General features: G+C 55.0%; 18 protein-coding genes. 9 read left to right on the forward strand and 9 right to left on the reverse strand.

Going from position 1 to position 21408, the window contains the following annotated elements; genetic code table 11:
- Nucleotides 1-140 precede the first annotated feature (140 nt).
- The 6 genes from I2123_RS15105 (at nt 141) to I2123_RS15130 (ending at nt 8250) form a co-directional block, all read left to right on the forward strand.
- The gene (locus I2123_RS15105; protein WP_112164406.1) at nt 141-1724 is read left to right on the forward strand and encodes an ABC transporter substrate-binding protein; all 1584 of its coding nucleotides are present in this window, start codon (nt 141-143) and stop codon (nt 1722-1724) included.
- Nucleotides 1724-2671, forward strand: a complete 948-nt coding sequence (locus I2123_RS15110) for an ABC transporter permease (protein WP_112164407.1) — start codon at nt 1724-1726, stop codon at nt 2669-2671. Before I2123_RS15105 ends, I2123_RS15110 begins: the two co-directional genes overlap by 1 nt.
- A 13-nt stretch (nt 2672-2684) precedes the next feature.
- On the forward strand, nt 2685-3512 hold the full coding sequence (locus I2123_RS15115) for an ABC transporter permease (protein ID WP_213050882.1): 828 nt from the start codon (nt 2685-2687) through the stop codon (nt 3510-3512).
- Nucleotides 3509-5152, forward strand: a complete 1644-nt coding sequence (locus I2123_RS15120; protein ID WP_213050883.1) for an ABC transporter ATP-binding protein — start codon at nt 3509-3511, stop codon at nt 5150-5152. Before I2123_RS15115 ends, I2123_RS15120 begins: the two co-directional genes overlap by 4 nt.
- Nucleotides 5149-7176 carry a CocE/NonD family hydrolase gene (locus tag I2123_RS15125; protein ID WP_213050884.1) on the forward strand — a complete coding sequence of 676 codons (2028 nt, stop codon included), beginning with the start codon at nt 5149-5151 and terminating at the stop codon, nt 7174-7176. The genes I2123_RS15120 and I2123_RS15125 overlap by 4 nt, the downstream gene beginning before the upstream one ends.
- Nucleotides 7177-7302: 126 nt before the next feature.
- Nucleotides 7303-8250 (forward strand): hypothetical protein, encoded by a 948-nt coding sequence (locus I2123_RS15130; protein WP_213050885.1) that lies wholly within the window; start codon nt 7303-7305, stop codon nt 8248-8250.
- A 69-nt stretch (nt 8251-8319) separates the two neighbouring features.
- Here I2123_RS15130 and I2123_RS15135 read toward each other — a convergent pair whose 3' ends face one another.
- The gene (locus I2123_RS15135; RefSeq protein ID WP_213050886.1) at nt 8320-8766 is read right to left on the reverse strand and encodes a winged helix-turn-helix transcriptional regulator; all 447 of its coding nucleotides are present in this window, start codon (nt 8764-8766) and stop codon (nt 8320-8322) included.
- A 112-nt stretch (nt 8767-8878) separates the two neighbouring features.
- Here I2123_RS15135 and I2123_RS15140 point away from each other — a divergent pair, with 112 nt between their 5' ends.
- Nucleotides 8879-9673, forward strand: coding sequence for an SDR family NAD(P)-dependent oxidoreductase (locus I2123_RS15140; protein ID WP_112164412.1), 795 nt, complete (start codon nt 8879-8881; stop codon nt 9671-9673).
- A 92-nt stretch (nt 9674-9765) separates the two neighbouring features.
- Nucleotides 9766-10455 (forward strand): fumarylacetoacetate hydrolase family protein, encoded by a 690-nt coding sequence (locus I2123_RS15145; RefSeq protein WP_112164413.1) that lies wholly within the window; start codon nt 9766-9768, stop codon nt 10453-10455.
- A 22-nt stretch (nt 10456-10477) separates the two neighbouring features.
- On the opposite strand, the gene I2123_RS15150 is transcribed toward I2123_RS15145, so the two are convergent.
- The 7 genes from I2123_RS15150 to bglF form a co-directional block, all read right to left on the reverse strand.
- Nucleotides 10478-11284 carry a hypothetical protein gene (locus I2123_RS15150; protein WP_112164414.1) on the reverse strand — a complete coding sequence of 269 codons (807 nt, stop codon included), beginning with the start codon at nt 11282-11284 and terminating at the stop codon, nt 10478-10480.
- Nucleotides 11284-11481 (reverse strand): hypothetical protein, encoded by a 198-nt coding sequence (locus I2123_RS15155; RefSeq protein ID WP_112164415.1) that lies wholly within the window; start codon nt 11479-11481, stop codon nt 11284-11286. The genes I2123_RS15150 and I2123_RS15155 overlap by 1 nt, the downstream gene beginning before the upstream one ends.
- A gap of 166 nt (nt 11482-11647) precedes the next feature.
- A complete protein-coding gene (gene ansP, locus I2123_RS15160; protein WP_112164416.1) occupies nt 11648-13129 on the reverse strand; it encodes an L-asparagine permease in 1482 nt (493 codons plus the stop codon).
- 231 nt (nt 13130-13360) lie between these two features.
- Nucleotides 13361-14209, reverse strand: a complete 849-nt coding sequence (gene bglG, locus I2123_RS15165) for a transcriptional antiterminator BglG (protein WP_213050887.1) — start codon at nt 14207-14209, stop codon at nt 13361-13363.
- 168 nt (nt 14210-14377) lie between these two features.
- On the reverse strand, nt 14378-15733 hold the full coding sequence (locus I2123_RS15170; protein WP_420834352.1) for a carbohydrate porin: 1356 nt from the start codon (nt 15731-15733) through the stop codon (nt 14378-14380).
- A 232-nt stretch (nt 15734-15965) separates the two neighbouring features.
- Nucleotides 15966-17363 (reverse strand): glycoside hydrolase family 1 protein, encoded by a 1398-nt coding sequence (locus I2123_RS15175; protein WP_112164418.1) that lies wholly within the window; start codon nt 17361-17363, stop codon nt 15966-15968.
- A 22-nt stretch (nt 17364-17385) separates the two neighbouring features.
- The gene (bglF, locus tag I2123_RS15180; protein ID WP_112164419.1) at nt 17386-19260 is read right to left on the reverse strand and encodes a PTS beta-glucoside transporter subunit IIABC; all 1875 of its coding nucleotides are present in this window, start codon (nt 19258-19260) and stop codon (nt 17386-17388) included.
- A gap of 739 nt (nt 19261-19999) precedes the next feature.
- Here bglF and I2123_RS15190 point away from each other — a divergent pair.
- On the forward strand, nt 20000-20266 hold the full coding sequence (locus I2123_RS15190; RefSeq protein ID WP_213050888.1) for a helix-turn-helix domain-containing protein: 267 nt from the start codon (nt 20000-20002) through the stop codon (nt 20264-20266).
- Between the two features lie 130 nt (nt 20267-20396).
- Here the strand turns inward: I2123_RS15190 and ruvB are convergent, their stop codons facing one another.
- On the reverse strand, nt 20397-21407 hold the full coding sequence (gene ruvB / locus I2123_RS15195; RefSeq protein ID WP_112164421.1) for a Holliday junction branch migration DNA helicase RuvB: 1011 nt from the start codon (nt 21405-21407) through the stop codon (nt 20397-20399).
- Nucleotide 21408 lies beyond the last annotated feature (1 nt).

Here is a 21408-nt window from a genome sequence, read left to right on the forward strand (position 1 = left end):
ACCCTCATGATAAATTCTCATGCCAGTAACGCAGAGTGTTTTGATATAAATCAGGCAGGCAAACCATTGCGCCCATTTGATACACCAGGGATATTTCACTTGCACCTATAAAATTTCAGCACGCCACCATGGAGAAAATAATGAAAGATAATAATTCCCCTTTGACGAAATTAATGCAGGATGCACAACTTAGCCGACGCGGCTTTATTACCAGCGCTTCCGCTGTGGGTATTACTACTGCATGGGGATTATCGCCTTTCTCCGCGTTTGCAGCCGAGCCTAAAAAAGGCGGCGTATTAAAACTGGGTATGTCAGGCGGAAATACCAGCGATACGCTTGACCCGACATTATTCAGCGACTGGGTGCCCTTAAATCAGGCATATATGCTGATGAACGGCCTGATCGAAATTGATGAAAATAACCAGGCCACGCCGGAACTGTTCTCTAAGTGGGAAGCCAAACCGGGTGCAGCAGAGTGGATTTTTACCGTCCGTGAGGGCGTCACTTTTCACAACGGTAAGAAGCTGGACGCCGACGATATTCTTTACTCCATCAACCTGCACCGCGGTGACAAATCCAAAAGTGCCATTAAAACCCAGCTTGCGCCCATTACCGGCCTGACCAAACAGGGTGACAACCAGATCCTCATCACTCTCGACGGTGGCAATGCCGACCTGCCCTACCTGCTGGCGGATTACCATCTGGTGGTGGTACCGAACGGTTTTACCGACTGGTCCCACCCGATTGGCACCGGCGGTTTCATTTTTGATCAGTACGAGCCGGGCGTACGCTCGCTGTTCAAACGTAACCCGAACTACTGGAAGCCGGATCGCGCCTTTGTCGATGCCGTGGAAGTGCTGGTGATCAACGACCCGACGGCGCGCACCAACGCCCTGATTTCCGGGCAGGTTCACGCCATTAACCGTGTTGATTTCAAAACCGTCGATTTTCTCAAACGCAGCCCGGCGCTCAATATCATTCGTTCTGCCGGCGGCCAGCACTTTACCTTCCTGATGGATTGCAGCGTCGCACCGTACAACAACAACGACGTGCGCATGGCGATAAAATACGGCATCGACCGGCAGAAAATCCTCGATACCGTGCTGCGCGGCTACGGCTCGCTGGGTAACGATCACCCGATCCCGAAAACCGACCGCTTCTTCAATCATAACCTTGAGCAGCGCGCTTACGATCCAGACAAATCAGCGTTCTATCTGAAAAAAGCCGGTCTGACGGATCTCAAAATAGAGCTTTCCTCCTCCGATGCCGCCTTTGCCGGGGCGTTAGACGCTGCGGCCCTGTTCCAGGGACAAGCGCAAAAAGGCGGGATTCAGGTCAACATCAAACGACAGCCCGCCGACAGTTACTGGGACGATGTGTGGATGAAAGCGCCGTTCAGCATGGGCTATTGGGGTGGCCGTCCGACGGCGGATCAGATGTTCTCTACCGCCTATCAGTCCACCGCAAAATGGAACGATACCCACTGGAAAGATGAGAAGTTCGACGCCCTGCTCCTTCAGGCGCGTTCGCTGCTCGATGAAAGCAAACGTGCCGAAATCTACGGCGAGTTGCAAAGTATTGTGCGTGACAACGGCGGTGCGATGATCCCGCTGTTTGGCGATTATCTCGATGCGGCGAGTAAAAAAGTTGGCGGTATCAAACCGCACCCGATGTTTAACTTCATGGGTGGTCGTCTGGCCGAGCGCGTCTGGCTGGAGGCATGATGAAGAAGAGGATTTTACAGCGTGTGCTGCTCGGTATTATCACGCTGTGGCTGGTGTCGGTGCTGATTTTTATCGGCACCGAAATGTTGCCCGGTGACGTGGCGACGGCCATTTTAGGCCAGAGCGCCACGCCAGAAACCGTGGCGGCGCTGCGCCTGCAACTGGGGCTAGATGAGCCGTCAGTGCTGCGTTATCTGCACTGGCTGGCGGGCATTATGCACGGCGATTTAGGGCATTCGCTGGCCAACGGACGTCAGATCAGCGACGAGCTGCTGCCGCGTCTGGGTAACACGCTGTTTCTGGCGGGTTATGCCGCAGTGATCGCCATTCCACTGGCGGTAGGTTTAGGCATCGCCTCGGCTATCTGGCGCGGTTCGGTCTTTGACCGGCTGGCGAATACCCTGACGCTCATCAGCATTTCCGTGCCGGAGTTTTTCGTCGGTTACATTCTGGTGATTGCCTTCGCCATCCGTCTGACCTGGTTTCCCAGTCTGGCGATGGTTGACAGTTCTTCGACCCTGGCCGACCGGCTGTATGTCTGCACCCTGCCGATGCTCACCCTGACGCTGGTGGTGCTGGCGCATATGTTGCGCATGACCCGCGCCTCAGTCACGGCGGTGATGTCCAGCCCGTACATTGAAAGCGCGGTACTCAAGGGCATTCCGCGCTGGCGCATCGTGGTCTCACACGCCTTGCCCAACGCCCTCGCACCGATCATTAACGTTGTGGCGTTCAACCTCGCGTATCTGGTGGTCGGTGTGATCCTGGTGGAAGTGGTGTTTGTCTATCCGGGTATCGGTCAGTACATGGTCGATGCCGTGACCAAGCGCGATCTGCCGGTGGTTCAGGCCTGTGGCCTGCTGTTCGGTGGCACCTATATTTTCCTCAACACCACCGCCGATTTACTGGCGATCTGGTGCAATCCACGCCTGCGCCATGCGCGCTAAAAAGAGGGACATCATGAACCGTTATTTCATTAATATCCCGCTGTCGGCCTGGATTGGCATTGTGATTATTGCGGTAAATTTGCTGGCGGCAGTATTTGCGCCGTGGCTTGCGCCGCATAGCGAAACCGAACAGGTCGGCGATATCTGGCTGCTGCCTTCTGCCGCCACGCCGTTTGGCACTGACAGCCTCGGTCGAGATATGCTCTCACGCATCCTGTTTGGCGCACGTACCACCATTGCCATCGCGCTGACCATCACCTTCAGCTCCTTCATCATTGGTATCGTCACCGGCTTTACCGCCGCGATTTACGGCAAATGGGTGGACGTTGTGCTGTCGCGCATCGTCGATACCGTGATGTCAATTCCGGTGCTGATTTTCGCCCTGATCGTCCTTTCGGTGATGGGCACCTCGATCCCGGTGCTGGTGCTGACCATCGCCCTGCTCGACGCCACCCGCGTGTTTCGTCTGGCGCGGCTGGTGGCGCAGGCAATTGTCTGTCAGGAATATGTGGAAGCGGCTCGTCTGCGCGGTGAAGGCCTGCGCTGGGTGCTGTTTAAAGAGATCCTGCCCAACGCCCTGCCGCCACTGCTGGCAGAATTCGGGATGCGTTTCTGCTTTACCTTCCTGTTTATCGCGGGCTTAAGTTTCTTAGGGTTGGGCATCCAGCCGCCGTATGCCGACTGGGGCAGCATGGTGCGCGACAACGCGCAGGCGATTAACTTCGGCCAGTTCGCCCCGCTGTATCCGGCGGCGGCAATTGCCCTGCTGACCATTGGCGTTAATCTGGTGGTCGACTGGCTGCTGGCACGCAACAGCCTGCCGCATGGAGATGAAGCATGACCCGTACAATTTTGGAGATGCGCGGACTGCGCATCGAAACCCTCGACGGCTCCCCGCTGGTGCAGGATATTTCGCTGAAACTGGCGGCGGGCGAAGTACTGGGGCTTATCGGCGAATCCGGTGCCGGTAAATCGACTATCGGACTGGCGGCGCTGGGTTATGCGCGTCAGGGCTGCCGGATTGCCGGAGGAGAAGTGTTTCTCGACGGCACCGACATCGTTTCGCAACCTTCCCGCGTTAAACAGGAATGGCGCGGACGCCGCGTGGCATATGTCGCGCAAAGCGCAGCCGCCGCGTTTAATCCGGCGCTCACTATCGGAAAACAGGTCTGCGAGGGCCCGATTCGTCACGGCCTGATGAACAAAGAAGAGAGCCGCCAGTGGGCGATTTCTCTGTTCCGCTCGCTGGATTTGCCGGATCCGGAAAACATCGGCAAACGCTATCCGCATCAGCTTTCCGGCGGACAACTGCAACGGGCGATGGCCGCGATGGCCATGTCCTGCAAGCCTGATTTGCTGATCATGGACGAACCCACGACCGCGCTGGATGTCACCACGCAGATTGAAGTGCTGGTGATGCTGCGCAAACTGGTGCGCGAGTTCAACACCGCTGCGCTGTACATCACCCACGATCTGGCCGTGGTTGCCCAGCTCGCCGACCGTATTATGGTGTTGCGTCACGGCAAAGAAGTGGAAACCGGTGATACGCAAACTATCCTGGAAAATCCGCAGCAGGAATACACCCGCAGGTTGGTGGCCGAACGCGAACATGCGCTCACGCCACTGGCAGACGGCCATGCGTCCTCCGGCCAGCCGCTGCTGTCCATGCAAAAAATCAGTACCGGTTACAACGGTCTGCGCGTGGTGCATGACGTGAGTCTGCAACTGCCGCGCGGAAAAACGCTGGCGATCATCGGCGAATCCGGCAGTGGAAAAAGCACGCTGGCGCGCGCGCTGGTCGGGCTGTTGCCGGACACCGAGGGCACGACGGATTTCGACGGCATGTCGCTTTCGCACAATTATCAGAAGCGCGACAAAGAGACGCTGCGCCGGATGCAAATGATTTATCAGCTTCCCGACGTGGCGCTGAACCCCCGCCAGACATTGCTGGACATCATCGGCCGCCCGCTTAATTTCTATTTTGGCATGAACAAAAAGCAGGTTCGTGAACGCGTGGAAGAGTTGCTGCGCCTGACCGAGTTGCCGGTGAAGCTGGTCGACCGTCGCCCCAGCGAACTCTCCGGCGGGCAGAAGCAGCGCGTGTGTATCGCACGTGCACTGGCCGCGCAACCGGAGCTGATTATCTGCGATGAAGCGACGTCGGCGCTCGATCCGCTGGTCGCCGAAGAAGTGCTGAATCTGCTGCGGCGACTGCAGCAACAACTGGGGCTGTCTTACCTGTTCATCACTCATGATCTGGGTACAGTCAAACGCATCGCCCATCAGGTCGCGGTGATGTATCAGGGCAAAGTGGTCGCCAGCGGGGATACCGACGTAGTCTTCCGCGCGCCAATGCACAGCTATACCGAAAAACTGCTGACCTCCGTACCGGAAATGCGCACAAGCTGGCTGGACGACGTACTCGCCCTGCGCAACGTTCCGCTTGCGGCGTCAGCCCTGCCTTCGACAGGAGTCTTATGAGCACCAAACGCATCGTGACCCAATTCCCTCACGCCGTCACCGTGACCGAACACCTGTGGATCCCGCTCGGTGACGGCACGCGCCTCGCCGCCCGCCTCTGGCTGCCGGATGACGCCGCACGCCAGCCGGTTCCGGCGATCCTCGAATACATTCCTTACCGCAAACGCGACGGCACCCGTACCCGCGACGAACCGATGCATGGTTTCTTTGCCGGCAACGGCTACGCGGTACTGCGCGTAGACATGCGCGGCAGCGGCGAATCCGACGGCCTGCTGGCCGACGAATATCTGTTGCAGGAACAGGACGACGCACTGGAAGTGATTGACTGGATCACGCAGCAAAGCTGGTGCAGCGGCAACATCGGCATGATGGGTAAATCCTGGGGCGGCTTTAACGGTTTGCAGGTCGCCGCGCGCCGCCCTCCTGCGCTGAAAGCCGTCATCACCGTCTGTTCCACCGATGACCGTTACGCCGACGATATTCACTACAAAGGCGGTTGTTTGCTCAACGATAACCTTTGGTGGGGCGGCATTATGCTGGCGTACCAGAGCCGTCCGGCAGACCCGGCGCTGGTGGGTGACAGCTGGTATAAAGACTGGATCAACCGTCTGGAAAATATGCCGTTCTTCCCCGCATTGTGGATGGAGCATCCGCTGCGCGATGCCTACTGGCAGCACGGTTCGGTATGCGAAGACTGGTCAGCCATTCAATGTCCCGTGATGGCCATCGGTGGCTGGGCGGATGCGTACAGTAACGCCGTGTTCCGTCTGATGGATAATTTACAGGTACCGCGTCGCGCCATTCTTGGCCCGTGGGCACATATCTATCCGCAGGACGGCACTCCTGAACCGGCAATCGGATTCCTGCAGGAAGCGGTTCGCTGGTGGGATCACTGGCTGAAAGACGAAGACAACGGTGCAATGGACGGCCCGATGATCCAGACCTGGTTGCAGGACAGCCAACCGCCGTCGGCCATGCGGCCGGTCAGTCGTGGCGAGTGGGTTGGATTTGATCGCGGTACCGCCAGCAATGTGCATCACAGCCCCCGCTGGCTGACGCGCGGCCAGCTGAATACCCAACCTGACGCCGACGCGGGCGTCATCAACCTGTGTTCACCGCAGAACCACGGCCTGATGGCCGGTGAATGGATGGGCGCAGGCGTACCCGGCGAAATGCCGCCGGATCAGCGCGTCGATGACGGCATGGCCGAGTTTTTCGACGGCGAACCGCTGGCAGAACCGCTGACGATTTTCGGTTTCCCGCAGTTCACCGTCGAGCTGAGCAGCGATAAACCTGCTGCGATGCTTTACGTTCGTCTTTCCGACGTCGCCCCCGACGGCTCGGTCAACCGCGTCACCCACGGCTGGCTGAACCTGTCGCATCTTCAGGGTCATGATAAATCGGTCCCGCTGATCCCCGGTCAAAAGGTGAAAGTTCCGGTGCAACTGGACGGCATCGCCCACCGCTTTGCTGCCGGAAACCGGATGCGGATTTCGCTGGCCACCACGTTCTGGCCGATGATCTGGCCCATGGCGGAAGCAGCGACGCTCACCGTTGACTTGCACAGCGCGCAGCTTATTCTGCCGGTGTGTGCTCAGCCGGTCAGCATCGCCGGGCCGATTGCCGAACCTCAAAGCGCCGTCCCGACGCCGCAAACCCTGCTGTCGCCGGGTCGCGTTGATCGCAACATCACCTATGATTTCCTCACCGATAGCTGGACCAGCGTTACTCACGGCGTCGGCGGCGTGTTCGGCGAAGGTGTCTATCGTTTCGATGATATCGACACCACGGTGGATCATAACCTGCGCCGCGAACTGAAGGTCAGTAACGACGATCCGCTTTCTGCGCGCTATCTGCTGACACAGACCATGAAAATGGGCCGCGAAGGCTGGTGGATGGAAGCCGTCATCACGCTGGAGATGCGCAGCGACCTGACGCACTTTATCGTCAGCGGGGATATGGTGGTGAGTCTGAATGGCGAGGAAGAGGTGAGCCGCTACTGGCATGAGAAAGTGAGGCGTTAAATGCCTGTTTCGATCAAACTTTCATCTCCTGGCTAAGGAAGCCCTTCGCTCCACGGATGACGATCGCGTATAGTGGCGTCCGCCCTGCTGAGGCTCACATTGCAAACTCTTCCAAAGGAACTGGATATGAAAAAACTTGCCGGACTCTTGTTATGGGTGGCGTTCAGCGCCACCGCTTCACAACCTTCCGTTACGCCGCAAAGCTTGCAGGCTTCAATAGATAAAATCGGCGCGGCGGAGACTATTCGCGGCCTTGATGAAAAAGGGATCAATACTCTCAGTGAAGGGATCCTCAACGCTGATACGCAGTGGATCGCGTTAGTGCCTAAACTGGCGCCAGGACTTGAGGGCGGAAACGCCACGACGGTTGCGGAGGCGCTGGCTAACGCACTCCCTAAAAATGCCCCGGCGGTCATTGACGCTATCTCAGCGAAGAAAAACACGGATTTCCCAGGCCGTAACACCGTGTGTACCATGCCTTTCAGTGGCAAAGATGACAACTGGCTTGCGCGCTACTACAAGCAGAGTCACGCGGCGCTGAAAAAACTGGGCACCGCAGGAAAACCCTGTAATGACCAGCTGGAGCAGGCTATCAGCGGGCTTAAGAATACTTCGACGCAACAACAGCATTCTCGTTTGAATCGTCAAAAACTGACGCCCGAACTGATTCTGCAAGCCATTGATCGCGATGGCGTCGATGATGTTATCAGCCAGCTGTCGGCAAAACAGCGTGCCAATATTGGCGAGGCTATCGCGCAAGGTAAACGTGAGTGGTTGCTGGTCGCCGATTCACTGGCAGAAAGTAAAGATGCACAGATGCACTCGATGCTTCTTACTGCGCTGGCGAAAGCATTATCGCAAAATCCGGGGGATGTGCTGACCGTCGCGAAAGGTCATGTTGACGCCGATCTCCTGTGCGGCATGCCCTTTCCCGAAGCCAGTAAAAGTGAGCTGATGCAGTATTATCAGGCCACCCGCAAAGCCTTGCTAAAAATTCGCAGGCGCGGCGAAGCCTGTCTGGCAGTTCTCGACCAGGAGCAGAGTACCCTGGTGAACTCACCGGGCGATCGGTAAGATTCTCTCAAAAACTGCGCCATCTTTCGTCACCGGATGGCGCAACGAAACAGATGAACGTACATCCCCTCACACCTCAGGAATGATCGCCGTAATGTCCCGGCTTTGCAGAATACGGCCATCCTGCGCCTGTAACTCGATTTTGCGCAGCGGCTGACGGCTTTGGGTGTCGATCAGACGCGTGCAGGCCTCGCCTTCTTCGAACAAATATTCGCTGCCCCACTGCCCTAATGCCACGAGGATCGGCTGGAGCGCCAGACCTTTTTCAGTCAGCACATAATCCTGATACGCCGAACCATCGGCGGCCGGTTCCACTTTCAAAATGCCTTCTGCCACCAGCGTTTTCAGCCGCGTGCTGAGGATGTTTTTCGCCGCACCGAGGCTGCGCTGAAACTCACTGAAACGCGTCATGCCGCGCATTGCGTCGCGGACAATCAGCAGCGTCCACCAGTCACCGATCAAATCCAGCGCCCGGGCGGTCGGGCAAGGCGTATTTTCCAGACGGGTACGTTTCAAGGGCACCTCCTGCTTAAATAATCTGGTTGCATTATAAAACCACTGGTGCTAAAAATCATCTGGTTTCATTATTAAACCACTTAGCCTATCCCTTTACTTTGAGGTTCTGCCCATGTCTCATTCAAATTCCGCTTCCTCCGTTGCTCTCATCACCGGCGCATCCAGCGGTATCGGTGCCACTTACGCCGACCGTCTGGCAAAACGCGGTTACGATCTGGTGCTGGTCGCGCGCGATGCCGCCCGTCTGGATTCTCTGGCGCAACGCCTGCAGCAAGAAACCGGTGTCAACGTCACCGTGCTGCCCGCCGATCTGACCCGCAGCGAAGATCTGGCGCGAGTTGAAACCTTTATCCGCGCCAATCCGCAAATCTCTTTGCTGGTGAATAATGCGGGTGCCTCGCTGCCGGGCGGTTTTGAGAACAGCGACGCCGATGCCATTGAGAATCTGATTACCCTGAACGTCACCTCGGTTGCCCGCCTCTCCCGCGTAGCGTTCGAGGGTTTGCTGAAACACAAAGAAGGCGCGATCATTAACATCGCTTCTGTGATGGCACTGGCGCCCGAGCTGCAATCGGCCGTCTATTCCGCCACCAAAGCCTTTGTCCTGACGTTCAGTCAGACGCTGCAATTTGAGATGGCAGAGCGCGGTTTGTACGTTCAGGCGGTGTTGCCTGCCGCGACGCGCACTGAAATCTGGGCGCGCTCAGGTAAGAATATCGACGAAGTACCGGGCGTGATGGAAGTCGGTGAGCTGGTGGATGCGGCGCTGCTGGGCTTTGATCGCAAAGAAAAAATCACTATCCCGCCGCTGCATGATGAAAAACAGTGGAATGATTTCGACGCCCTGCGCGGGGCAATGCTGCCGAACTTCCTACAATCCCAGGCGGCGCCGCGTTACAAATCCTGACCGTCTCACATTGACCAGTAACAACAATTTGCTGGTCAACCGATGTTCGCTTTGCAAATATAACAATACGTTAACTTTGTGAAGTGAATACGATGACCGAATTTGTAATTGCCGTACCCAAAACGCCTTCTCTGGCCGTTGAAGGCCAGAGTGCACGTTTCCCCTTACGCCGCGTTTACTGCGTAGGCCGCAACTATTCCGAGCACGCCCGCGAAATGGGCCACGACCCCGATCGCGAGCCGCCGTTCTTCTTCTCCAAGCCTGCCGACGCCGTGGTTCCGGCCAGTGGCAGCGTGCCTTATCCGACCCTGACTGAAGATTTGCATTACGAAGTCGAGTTGGTCGTGGCCATCGCTCAGGGCGGTAAAAATATCGCTGTCGCCGATGCGCTGTCGCATGTCTGGGGTTATACCGTAGGTGTTGACCTGACCCGCCGCGACCTGCAGGCACAGGCAAAAAAAATGGGCCGTCCGTGGGATTTCGCCAAAGGGTTTGATGCCTCCGCACCCGCCAGTCCGCTGCTGCCGGTCAGTCAGACCGGTCATCCTGCAACAGGGAAAATCTGGCTGGATGTGAATGGTGAGCAGCGGCAGCGCGGCGATTTAAGCGATCAGATTTGGCAGGTGGCGGACGTCATCAGTTATTTGTCACAGGCGGTAGAATTGCAGCCCGGTGATTTGATTTACACCGGCACGCCTGCGGGCGTGGGTGCGGTGCAGCGCGGTGATGTGATCACCGGCGGCATCGAAGGCCTGAGCGATTTCAGCTTTACGCTGGCCTGACCGTCTTACCGGACGCCTGATGTCAGGCGTCCGTCTCTCCGATTTTCTTCTTCATATCTTCTTCGATAAGCGGGATCAGTTTTTCAAACGCGCATGCGCTGGCCGGGTCAAACAGTGACAGCGTCTCAATCTGGCTGAGTAAAATCACCTTGCGGAAATTCAACACGTTCACCGGTTCCGACACCGGCGTAATGCCGTGATCGCGGTAATAGCGGGCGTAGTTATGCTCAACGCGCAGCTCCAGGGTGTCTTTGTCGCAATAGCCGCTGACCATCGGGATCACCACCACGTTGTCTGATGACGACGTTTCACAACGCGCGGTATGGACCATGCCGATGTAGACGCGGCGCGACTGGAGCGTGATAAACACCATGTCTCCCTGCTCCATGCACTGATACAAAATGCCTTCCACGCCGTTGGCGCGCGTCAGCTGCTTATAAAGCTTTCTGCGCCCGGCAGTGTTGAGCCGCAGGCCGGCTGACCAGGTGGTGCGAACCAGACAAAGCATCACCGACACCGCCAGCATAATGACCACCGGAGCCTGAATGCCGAGGAAACTCCAGTTAATGAAATCGCGGTGATAATGCACGTCCTGATGCAAATGTGGCAACGCGGGCAGCCAGTTGATCACCCCGGAAATGCCCCACAACGCCATGTAGACCAGCGCAATAACCAGCACGCCCTGTAACACGAAGATGCAGCCGTAGAGCGCGACCAGAAAATAGACGTCCCAGCCGAAGGTGCGTTTAAGTTTGAAACGCGATGAGATGTCGCGGGTGGTGTACCAGTACCCGCAGACCATTAACACCATGAAGACCGCCGTCGCCATTACAGCACGCTCATGCGTTTGACGTGACGGGCGAAGTCTTTCTGCATGTCCTCATTGGCGGGATTTACTGAAGCGGTACCGTTTTCATCAATTAAAATGCGTTCGCCTTCTTCCAGCGTATTTTCAATATCAGCGGCGCTGAACAACCCAAGAAATTGCTCGGGGCTGGAAAAAATTTGTAGCAGGATCCTAAACATGCGTCTCTCTTGTCTTTGCAAAGACCTAAGACTAGCCAACTCACACAGAAATGGGGGAAAGACCGGGCAGTTTCGGAGTATTTACTTTTGCAACGCTGACGTCGCAACATAAAAAAGGGCCGCCTTGCGGCAGCCCTGAGTCTTCATCGTCATATGACGGGAAGAATTACTTCACTTCTGCGCCGTCGTGATGCGCATCTTCATGGGCAATCTGAGCTTCTTTAACTTCAGCCGCGCGTTTACGCAGACCAATCCAACCCAGCACCAGCAGAATGATCAGCACCGGAATGGTCGCGATAGTATAGGTGCCGTTCGGGTAGTCAAACGCCATCAGTACCAGCACGCTGGCCAGGAACGCCAGCGTCAGCCAGGAGGTCACGGGTGCCCACGGCATTTTGAAGGACACGTCTTTGGCACGGCCTTCTTTGATAGCAGTACGCAGCTTCATCTGGCAGACAATGATAAATGCCCATGAACTGAGGATGCCCAATGATGCGACGTTCAGAACAATTTCAAATACCTGCGATGGCACGTAGTAGTTCAGCACCACGCCGATGATGTAAATCCCGACGGTCACCAGAATGCCAGCGTAAGGCACCTGCTGCGCACTCATCTTCGACATGAATTTCGGCGCAGATCCGCCCATCGACAACGAACGCAGAATACGACCGGTGGAGTACAGGCCAGAGTTCAGGCTCGACAGTGCGGCAGTCAGCACCACGATGTTCATGATTGTCCCGATATACGGCACGCCCAGCTTACTGAAGAAGGTCACGAACGGACTCTGACCCGCCTGATAAGCATTCCACGGCAGCAACAGAACCAACAACACCACGGAACCAACGTAGAACAAGGCGATACGCCAGATCACGCTGTTAATGGCTTTCGGCAGCACTTTCTCAGGATCTTTAGTTTCGCCCGCCGCAGTACCGACCAGTTCGATCGCCGCGAAGGCAAAGACCACGCCCTGCACAAGCACCAGCGCAGGTAACAGGCCGTGCGGGAATATCCCGCCGTTATCGGTGATCAGATGCAAACCGGTGGCGTTGCCCGCAAGCTCTTTGCCGGTGCCGAGAAACACCACGCCGACCACCAGGAAAATGGCAATCGCCGCGACTTTAATCAGCGCAAACCAGAACTCCATTTCGGCAAACCACTTCACGCCGATCATATTCATGGTTGCGACAATCGCCAGCGCACCAAGCGCAAACATCCATTGCGGAACATCACCGAAGGTTCCCCAATAGTGCATATACAGAGCCACTGCGGTGATATCGACAATCCCGGTCATCGCCCAGTTGAGGAAGTACATCCAACCGGCCACGTAAGAGGCTTTTTCGCCAAGAAACTCACGCGCGTAGGAAACAAAGCTGCCGCTGGTCGGACGGTGTAACACCAGTTCGCCAAGCGCACGCAGGATGAAGAATGAGAAAATACCGCACACTGCGTAGACGATGGCCAGTGCCGGACCGGCCATCTGCAAGCGTGCACCTGCACCGAGGAACAAGCCGGTGCCGATAGAACCCCCGATAGCAATCATCTGAACCTGACGATTGCCCATACTTTTGTGATACCCGTCGTCGTGCGAATCCAACCAGCGTCTTTTGGCAGCGCGTTTTGCCTCTGCCGACTTTTTATGAGACTTCATTCGATCTTGTTCTCCAAAAAATGACCTTCGCCTGACGTCTGAGGCTGCAAGCAACCGATTGCAAGCCTCGACGTTTACGTGGTTTATCCACTGTATTTTTTTAAGCCGGAACTGTTTTCAAGCAATAACGGCGAAGGATGCTACCTTTTCTCACTAACCGAGGCAAAAAAAACGTAATTAAAAATTGTTATCACTCATATTTCGCAGGACGAATTTTGTGTTTCCGTGCGGTCATGACGGCGCCTTTGGCTGGCTCTCTTTACGCACCCGCTCAATGTTGATGGACAGGTACATCACCTCTTCGGTGGTCAGCTCTCGCTGATACTGCGCGGTCAGGTATTCGCCGATTTTCTCCGCACAGGCCCAGGCCTGCGGATAGTTATCTTTCACCGCAACGTGCAGCGTCATGTCGTCGTCGGCGACCACAGTGCGGTTGAGCATCCGCTGGGCAAAAAACTTAAGATGGGTAACAAACCGCTGATAGCTCAGCGCTTCTTCGTCGTATTCCAGACGCAGCTGGTATTTCACCAGATTGAGGATTTCCTGCATGACGCGGGTGATTTGCGCCACTTCCGGCATTTCGCCGTTAAGCTGCGCGTTGACCAGATGCAGCGCAATGAAGCCCGCTTCGTCCACCGGCAGCCGCACGCCAAGACGCGTGTCGATGATGTCCAGCGCTTCCAGTCCCAGCGCATATTCTTTCGGATACAAGCGGCGGGTTTCCCACAGCAGCGCATTGCTGATTGGCACGCCCAGCTTCTGACGCTCAATGGCAAAGTTGCAGTGATCGGTCAGGGCAATGTACAAATTCTCCTGCAATTTCCCCAGACGACTGCGCGCCAGCGAAATAATCAGATCACAGGTGGTCATCACTTCCATCGGAATGTGCGACAGCAGTTCAGTCAGATGCGCGACCAGTTCGTCATTTTGTAAGGCGAAGATTTTCTCGATTTTACTGTCATCGAGCTCATCCCCCGCTTTCTTCATAAACGCCAGCCCGCGGCCCATGACGACCTGCTCGCGCTGTTGCTCGTTTATGACAACCACCACATTATTATTGAGTATTTTGGCGATTTTCATGCTTATTCCCTGAAAAGAAAAACCCAACCGTCCGCGAAGAAGGTCAGGTTCATTCTGTTGTAATCGTTCGTATCTGCCTGATAATTCTATCAGATCAGGTCATTCACCTTGCAGGCAACACCTTAAAAGCGTGATGACGATCGCTGCGGTCTGAGAGCAGATAAAATATCAGAAAGTGACAATCGCTTTCAGACCTGTAACCCAGGCATCCTGAGTTTCGGCTACGCCTCCCGGACGGTGCCAGTACTGCAAATCCGGTTGCAAGATGAGCCATGAGCGCACTTTAATCTGATAGTACAAATCAGCGTTTACCGAATGCCCGGCCAGCGGCGTATACAGCGGATTGCCGTAATCATCCACCTGATAATAGTCGTTCAGGTTTTCCTGATTTTTTCGGTAATGATCGCTCATTTTAATGTAGGTCACACCAAAACCCAGCCAGTCGTCAGGGCGGGCATCAAACAGACCGCGATAGCGCATGGACGCGGCCTGCGTATGGTGAATGTAGTTGCTGCGCTGATCGCCAAGACCCAGACTGTATGACACGCTCATGCCGCGGTTTGGATCGTCGCCTCGCGTGGTCACCTGCTGGTTGAAACCGGTGTACATAAACCAGGTGTCGCTGTGCGTACGGTAGCCTTGAGGATCCGTCGCGCCCACGCTCTGTGATTTACCTTCCGAGAGATCCTGCTGCTTCGAGTTGGTGTACAGCAGCCCGAAATTATAAATCCCCGGCAGGCCGTTGACTTTGGTTTTCAGCTCCGCTTCCATCGGCAGCAGGATACCGCGCGCTCCTTTCAGCGAGCCGCTCCACGCGTATTTACGATCGGAGGCATCCGGGTTTTGCTCCATGATACCGGTTTTGAGCGTCAGCTCCGGCGTCAGTTTGTACTGGAAAGTGGTGCCCCAGTAATGTTTATTCCAGTTGAACCAGGTCATCGAGTTGGCCGATTTACCGCCGCACTGGCTGAGTAACTGGAAATCGCACGGGATTATCTGATCGAAATCCTGATTCTTGTTCATCATACCGATGCGCCAGTGCAGCTTACGGTCATCAAAGCTGCGTCCAAAGGTCAGCCAGCCCAGACGGGTAATCGATTGTCCGCCCCAGCTTTCCTGCGCGATATCGTTGAAACCCACACGTGGATCCTGTGTCCGTTCTGAGGTCAGGTTATCGTTATGGTTACGGTTGACGATGTTCCCTTCAATAGCCGCATCAGGAATGCCGGTGTACATCTCCAGATCCTGAGTAAACGTCAGCGAAAACTGATCGATATACGCCAGCTTCTTATCATGATTGTAACCGCCACCGGCGTTGTAGGCCGATTCGCTGAGATAACCGAGCTGATAGTGAAAACCGTGGTTTTCCAGAATCGGGCGAATACCCAACATATCGCCGAGCATTCCCTCGCCCGGCGCTTCAAACCCCAACACGGTACCGTTCCAGTTATTTTCGGCCAGCGCAGGACTGATAATTGAACCGAACAGACAAAGTGTCAGAGCGGCGCGTCTTAATACATGAATCTTATTAACTGGGCCGTGATTATGCGACGGATTGATTGTAGGTGCAGCAAAGGTCAAAAGGGGTTTCATCATTATATTCCCATCAAATTACTTATTTAAACGCGATTATATTTTTATTGGCTTTTATCAACTCACAGAAACAGACAGCCCTGCGATTTATTCGCATTATTATTGACTGACTGAACAGGCGGTCTGCGTTATTTCAGACCGCCAATTTTTCACTAAGACTGGATTATGATTTTAAGGCAGCACCGTTAGATTTAATAACATCGGTATACCAAAAGAAGCTTTTCTTACGGCGACGTTCCAGCGTACCGTTGCCCTGATCGTCACGGTCGACGTAAATGTAGCCGTAGCGTTTTGAGAACTCCGCTTTCGATGCGCTGACCAGGTCTATCGGCCCCCAGCTGGTGTAGCCCATGACTTCAACGCCGTCTTCAATCGCTTCGCGAACCTGAACCAGATGATCGTTGATGTACTGTATGCGGTAATCATCATTGATGCTGCCGTCGGCTTCCACTTTATCGCGGGCACCCAGACCGTTCTCTACAATAAATAACGGTTTCTGGTAGCGGTCATATAATTCATTCATCAGGAAGCGCAAACCTTCGGGATCAATCTGCCAGCCCCACTCGGAACTTTTCAGATGCGGATTCGGCACCATGTTTAATATATTGGCGCGCGCTTTAATATTTAATTCTTCGTCGGTGGTCACACAACCTGTCATGTAATAACTGAAAGAAATAAAGTCGACCGTTTCCTTCAGCGCCTGTTTATCTTCAGCAGTGATATTTATTTCCATACCACGGTCTTTAAAGAAGCGCTGCATATAAGCGGGATACGCACCGCGCACCTGCACATCGCCAAAGAATAACCAGTCACGGTTTTGTTGCAGCGTTTCCATCATGTCAGCCGGTTTGCAGGTCAGCGGATATAACATCCCGCCGAGCAACATGTTGCCGATTTTAGCGTCGGGAATTATCTCGTGGCAGGCTTTTACCGCTTTAGCGCTGGCCACCAGCTGATGGTGGATCGCCTGATAGATTTCCTGTTTGCTGCTGTCTTCCGGCAAGCCGACACCGGTGAACGGTGCGTGCAGCGACATATTGATTTCATTGAAGGTCAGCCAGTATTTGACCTTGTCTTTATAGCGGCTGAACACTGTACGGGCATAATTTTCAAAGAACCCGATGGTATCGCGGCTGCCCCAGCCACCGTGCTTTTTCACCAGACCGTAGGGCATTTCGTAGTGGGAAAGCGTCACCAGTGGCGTAATACCGTATTTCGCCATTTCATCGAACAGTCTGTCGTAGAAAGCCAGACCGGCTTCATTCGGCTGCGTTTCATCGCCCTGCGGGAAAATTCGCGTCCAGGCAATCGACGTACGCAGAACCGTAAAGCCCATTTCAGCGAACAGTTTCATGTCTTGTGGATAACGGTGATAGAAATCGATCGCCACGTCTTTGACACCGAAATCGCCTTCAACACGTTCCTGCACCGGACCGAAAACGCCCTGCGGTTGCAGATCTGACGTGGACAATCCTTTACCGTCTGTCAGGTATGCGCCTTCTACCTGATTGGCAGCCACTGCACCGCCCCATAAAAAACCGTTTGGGAATTGCTTGTTCATATGAACCTCCTGGCTCTGGTCGTTAACGTAATAAAGTTAATAAAGGCGTTTGTTCGCTGACGTCCTGCCCGACACCGGCCGGAATGACGTCGAGATAATCGTCGCTGTTGGTAATCAGCACCGGCGTCGTCAGGTCATAGCCAGCGTCGGTAATGCCCTGTATATCGAACTCGAGCAGCAAATCGCCCTGCTTAACCACCGCGTCCACTGCGACGTGCGGCGTGAAGAATTTGCCGTCGAGCTTCACCGTATCAATGCCGACGTGGATCAGGATTTCCGCGCCGTCCTCGGATTCAATTCCGATGGCGTGATGCGTTTTAAACAAAGAGGCGATGGTGCCGTTGACCGGTGAAACGACACGCCCGAGGGTTGGCACGACAGCCACGCCTTTACCCAGCAAACCGCTGGCAAACGTCGGGTCATTGACCTCTTCGAGCGCCACGCACGCGCCGGTCATCGGGCTGCCCATCAGCGTCTTACCGCGCGGTGCCTGTACCGATTCGGCGTCCACTTTCGCATCGGCGGGTTTCTCAGCCGCTTCTTCTTTTATGCTGAAGAAATAGGTTGTCAGAGCGGCAAAGAGAAGCGCAACAACGGTGCCGACAATCGCGGCAGTCACGCTCTGGTCAAAGCCGGTTGGCGGAATCACCTGGGTGAACGTGAAAATACTGGCAAAACCAAAGGAGTAGGCGGTGGTCTGGAAATACCCGAGGATCGCCCCGCCCAGCGCGCCGCCGACGCAGCCAAAGATAAACGGGCGACGACGCGGCAGGTTGATGCCGTACACCGCCGGTTCGGTGATACCGAAAATCCCGGCGCTGATGGCAGAACCTGCCAGTGCTTTAGTACGGGCGTCTTTAACGCGCAGCATCACGCCGATGACTGCGCCAACCTGCCCCATCACCGCAGGCAGTAAAAGTGGCAGCATGGTGTCATGGCCGAGAATACTGAAGTTGTTGATCATCAATGGCACCAGCCCCCAGTGCAGGCCGAAGATCACACAGACCTGCCACAACGCGCCCATAAAGCCACCGGCCACCAGCGGACTGATGTGATAGACGAACTGATAGCCGTTCGCCAGCTGCTGGCTGGCCCACGTCGCGACAGGGCCGATCACCAGGAAGGTCAGCGGGACAATCACCATCAGACAAATCAGCGGGGTGATAAAATTACGTAGTGCGCCGGGCAGGATTTTCATCGCCCGTTTTTCCAGCCAGCTGGAAGCCCAGGCCGCGAGGATCACCGGGATAACCGATGAGGCATAGTTAATGAAGACCAGCGGAATACCGAAGAAATGCTCGTTATGTGCGCTGGCCTGCTGCGCGTCGAAGGCGGCAATCATCAGCGGATGGACCATCGCACCGCCGATCATCATCGTGACAAAAGGATTACCACCGAATTTTTTACCGGCAGTAAAACCAATCACTAATGGGAAGAAATAGAACATGGCATCGCTGGCAGCAAACCAGACTTTGTACGTCCCGCTCTCCGGCACCAGCCAGCCACAGGCCAGCGACAGCGCCAGAAAACCTTTGAGAATACCCGATGCGGCCATAATGCCGATAAACGGGGTGAAGATACCGGAGATGATATCAATCGCCCTGGCGAACAAACTGCCCTTATCACCCGAATCTTCTCCACCGTCTTCAGAAAGCGGGCTGCTTTTTACCAACGCTTCGTACACTGCGCCAACATGATTGCCAATCACGACCTGAAACTGACCGCCGCTTTCCACGACCATGATCACGCCGGGATTTTTTTTCAGGCCTTCTGCATCGGCCTTATTCGTATCTTTTAGTTTGAAACGTAAACGGGTAGCGCAATGAACCACGCTGTTAACGTTCTCTTTTCCGCCGACACCGCGGAGAATTTCTTCGGCTAAGGTTTTATATTCCATGGTGTTATCTCATCAGAGTAAGGGCGTCGTGCACGACATTGCCGGTATTTTTAACGGGGCGGCCGGCCCCTGAATTCAGGCCAAAAAAAAACCTAAACGTCCGGTCTCTCCGCGTTAGGCGAAGAGACAAGAAGTTTAGGTTTTGCCTGTCAGACAGTAACAATCCTGCTTTCTGATAGTGATTCTCAATCGAATCGTTAACAGAAACAAGCCGTAATAGCCGCTAAAACATGAAAATGTGACCGGCTTCAGGTTTTGCGTGGAAGTGTGATGGGGCGCGGTGTCCGACAGGTGCAGCGACAGACTGAGGACGCTAAATAGCTCATTTAACGTTGCAAATTTAGTGAGCCGGATATCACGGCCTTGGTAACCGTTTACCCGTTACGCTATAATTCCTTGTCGCGGCAAAATCCGCGACCGGGATTCTCAACCTGAATGTTCACTGGCGACATGGAATGTGCACTCGCATTTCACGTCTGAGTCTGCGCACACCTATTGCCTGTACAAACAACAAGCAATATCTCAATGGTGGCTCAGGCGGGGCTGACTTAGGTCAGGCCGGTATCCAGTAGAACCGGTGTTGAGAACCCCGTCAGGGCTACCACCAGCGAGATTCTCAACTCCAGTGGTCGCCACACAACTAATCTACTGGACAATGTGATATGAAAGACAAGCCAAGGCAGGCACTCCCCCCTCTCCTGTTTATTCTGCGCCCCTGTTCTCCGGAGGTGGCCGTATTATGATAAATACCAGAGAAGACTGGCATCCCGCCGATATCATCGCAGCAATCCGCAAGAAAGGTTCAACGTTGACGGCACTCTCCCGTGAGTCCGGACTGGGTTCTTCCACACTTTCTAACACCCTGTCACGACGATGGCCTAAAGGCGAAATGATCATCGCGCAAATGATTGGCGTTCCGGCCTGGGAAATCTGGCCAAGCCGTTATTACAATGCCAAGGGTGAGTTAGTTGTGCCGAAGTTGCGTCCCCCTAAAGCGGTAGTGTAATCCGTGACGCGGTGGGAGCCTGTCTTTCACCGCAATTTGTCCGGTCGTGTTGATTACTTTGTTGTGAACTACAAAAACCAAAACGGACGCAAAAGCGCCCGTTGGGAATTCTATTGTCTGACGACCGGTTTTATTCTTCCGCGCGCGAAAGCCCAAAGTGTTTATAGGCATGATTGGTCGCCATGCGGCCACGCGGCGTCCGCTGAATAAAGCCCTGCTGGATAAGGAAAGGTTCGATGACATCTTCAATCGTTTCCCGTTCTTCACCAATCGCTGCCGCTAAGTTATCCAGACCTACCGGCCCGCCGGAAAATTTATCAATGATGGCCAGCAATAGTTTGCGGTCCATGTAATCAAAACCTTCCGCATCGACGTCAAGCATATCCAGCGCACCGTTGGCAACGTCACCGTTGATCGTCCCGTCACCTTTGACCTCCGCGAAGTCGCGCACACGGCGCAGCAGACGGTTGGCAATACGCGGCGTACCGCGCGAACGGCGGGCAATCTGATGTGCGCCCTCTTCTGACAACTCCAGCCCCAAACACAGTGCGCTGCGCCCGACGATGTGTTGCAAATCCGCCACCTGATAGAACTCAAGACGCTGCACGATCCCGAAACGGTCACGTAGCGGTGACGTCAGCGAACCGGCGCGGGTAGTGGCACCAATCAGGGTAAACGGAGGTAAATCGAGCTTGATGGAACGCGCGGCAGGCCCTTCGCCGATCATGATATCCAGCTGATAGTCTTCCATCGCAGGATACAGAATCTCTTCGACTACCGGGGACAGACGATGGATTTCATCAATGAACAGCACGTCGTGTGGCTCAAGGTTCGTTAGCATCGCCGCCAGATCGCCGGCTTTTTCCAGCACCGGCCCAGACGTGGTGCGCAAATTCACGCCCATTTCATTGGCCACAATATTGGCGAGCGTGGTTTTACCCAGCCCCGGCGGCCCGAAAATCAGTAAGTGATCGAGCGCATCTTTACGTTGCTTAGCCGCCTGAATAAAGATTTCCATTTGCGAACGGACGTGCGGCTGGCCGACATACTCTGACAGCAGCTTCGGGCGGATCGCACGGTCAATGACTTCTTCTTCCGTAGTGAAGACTTCGGACGAAATCAGGCGGTCAGCTTCGATCATC

Origin of the sequence: Rahnella inusitata (genome assembly GCF_018288855.1) — a bacterium.
In the GTDB taxonomy this organism is placed as follows: domain Bacteria; phylum Pseudomonadota; class Gammaproteobacteria; order Enterobacterales; family Enterobacteriaceae; genus Rahnella; species Rahnella inusitata.

Coding starts and splice junctions, on each gene's coding strand:
- ruvB (WP_112164421.1), bottom strand. CDS start 21,407: ATGATCGAAGCTGACCGCCTGATTTCGTCCGAAGTCTTCACTACGGAA.
- I2123_RS15120 (WP_213050883.1), top strand. CDS start 3,509: ATGACCCGTACAATTTTGGAGATGCGCGGACTGCGCATCGAAACCCTC.
- I2123_RS15125 (WP_213050884.1), top strand. CDS start 5,149: ATGAGCACCAAACGCATCGTGACCCAATTCCCTCACGCCGTCACCGTG.
- bglG (WP_213050887.1), bottom strand. CDS start 14,209: ATGAAAATCGCCAAAATACTCAATAATAATGTGGTGGTTGTCATAAAC.
- I2123_RS15190 (WP_213050888.1), top strand. CDS start 20,000: ATGATAAATACCAGAGAAGACTGGCATCCCGCCGATATCATCGCAGCA.
- I2123_RS15140 (WP_112164412.1), top strand. CDS start 8,879: ATGTCTCATTCAAATTCCGCTTCCTCCGTTGCTCTCATCACCGGCGCA.
- I2123_RS15110 (WP_112164407.1), top strand. CDS start 1,724: ATGAAGAAGAGGATTTTACAGCGTGTGCTGCTCGGTATTATCACGCTG.
- ansP (WP_112164416.1), bottom strand. CDS start 13,129: ATGAAGTCTCATAAAAAGTCGGCAGAGGCAAAACGCGCTGCCAAAAGA.
- I2123_RS15105 (WP_112164406.1), top strand. CDS start 141: ATGAAAGATAATAATTCCCCTTTGACGAAATTAATGCAGGATGCACAA.
- I2123_RS15145 (WP_112164413.1), top strand. CDS start 9,766: ATGACCGAATTTGTAATTGCCGTACCCAAAACGCCTTCTCTGGCCGTT.
- I2123_RS15175 (WP_112164418.1), bottom strand. CDS start 17,363: ATGAACAAGCAATTCCCAAACGGTTTTTTATGGGGCGGTGCAGTGGCT.
- I2123_RS15155 (WP_112164415.1), bottom strand. CDS start 11,481: ATGTTTAGGATCCTGCTACAAATTTTTTCCAGCCCCGAGCAATTTCTT.
- I2123_RS15115 (WP_213050882.1), top strand. CDS start 2,685: ATGAACCGTTATTTCATTAATATCCCGCTGTCGGCCTGGATTGGCATT.
- I2123_RS15150 (WP_112164414.1), bottom strand. CDS start 11,284: ATGGCGACGGCGGTCTTCATGGTGTTAATGGTCTGCGGGTACTGGTAC.
- bglF (WP_112164419.1), bottom strand. CDS start 19,260: ATGGAATATAAAACCTTAGCCGAAGAAATTCTCCGCGGTGTCGGCGGA.
- I2123_RS15130 (WP_213050885.1), top strand. CDS start 7,303: ATGAAAAAACTTGCCGGACTCTTGTTATGGGTGGCGTTCAGCGCCACC.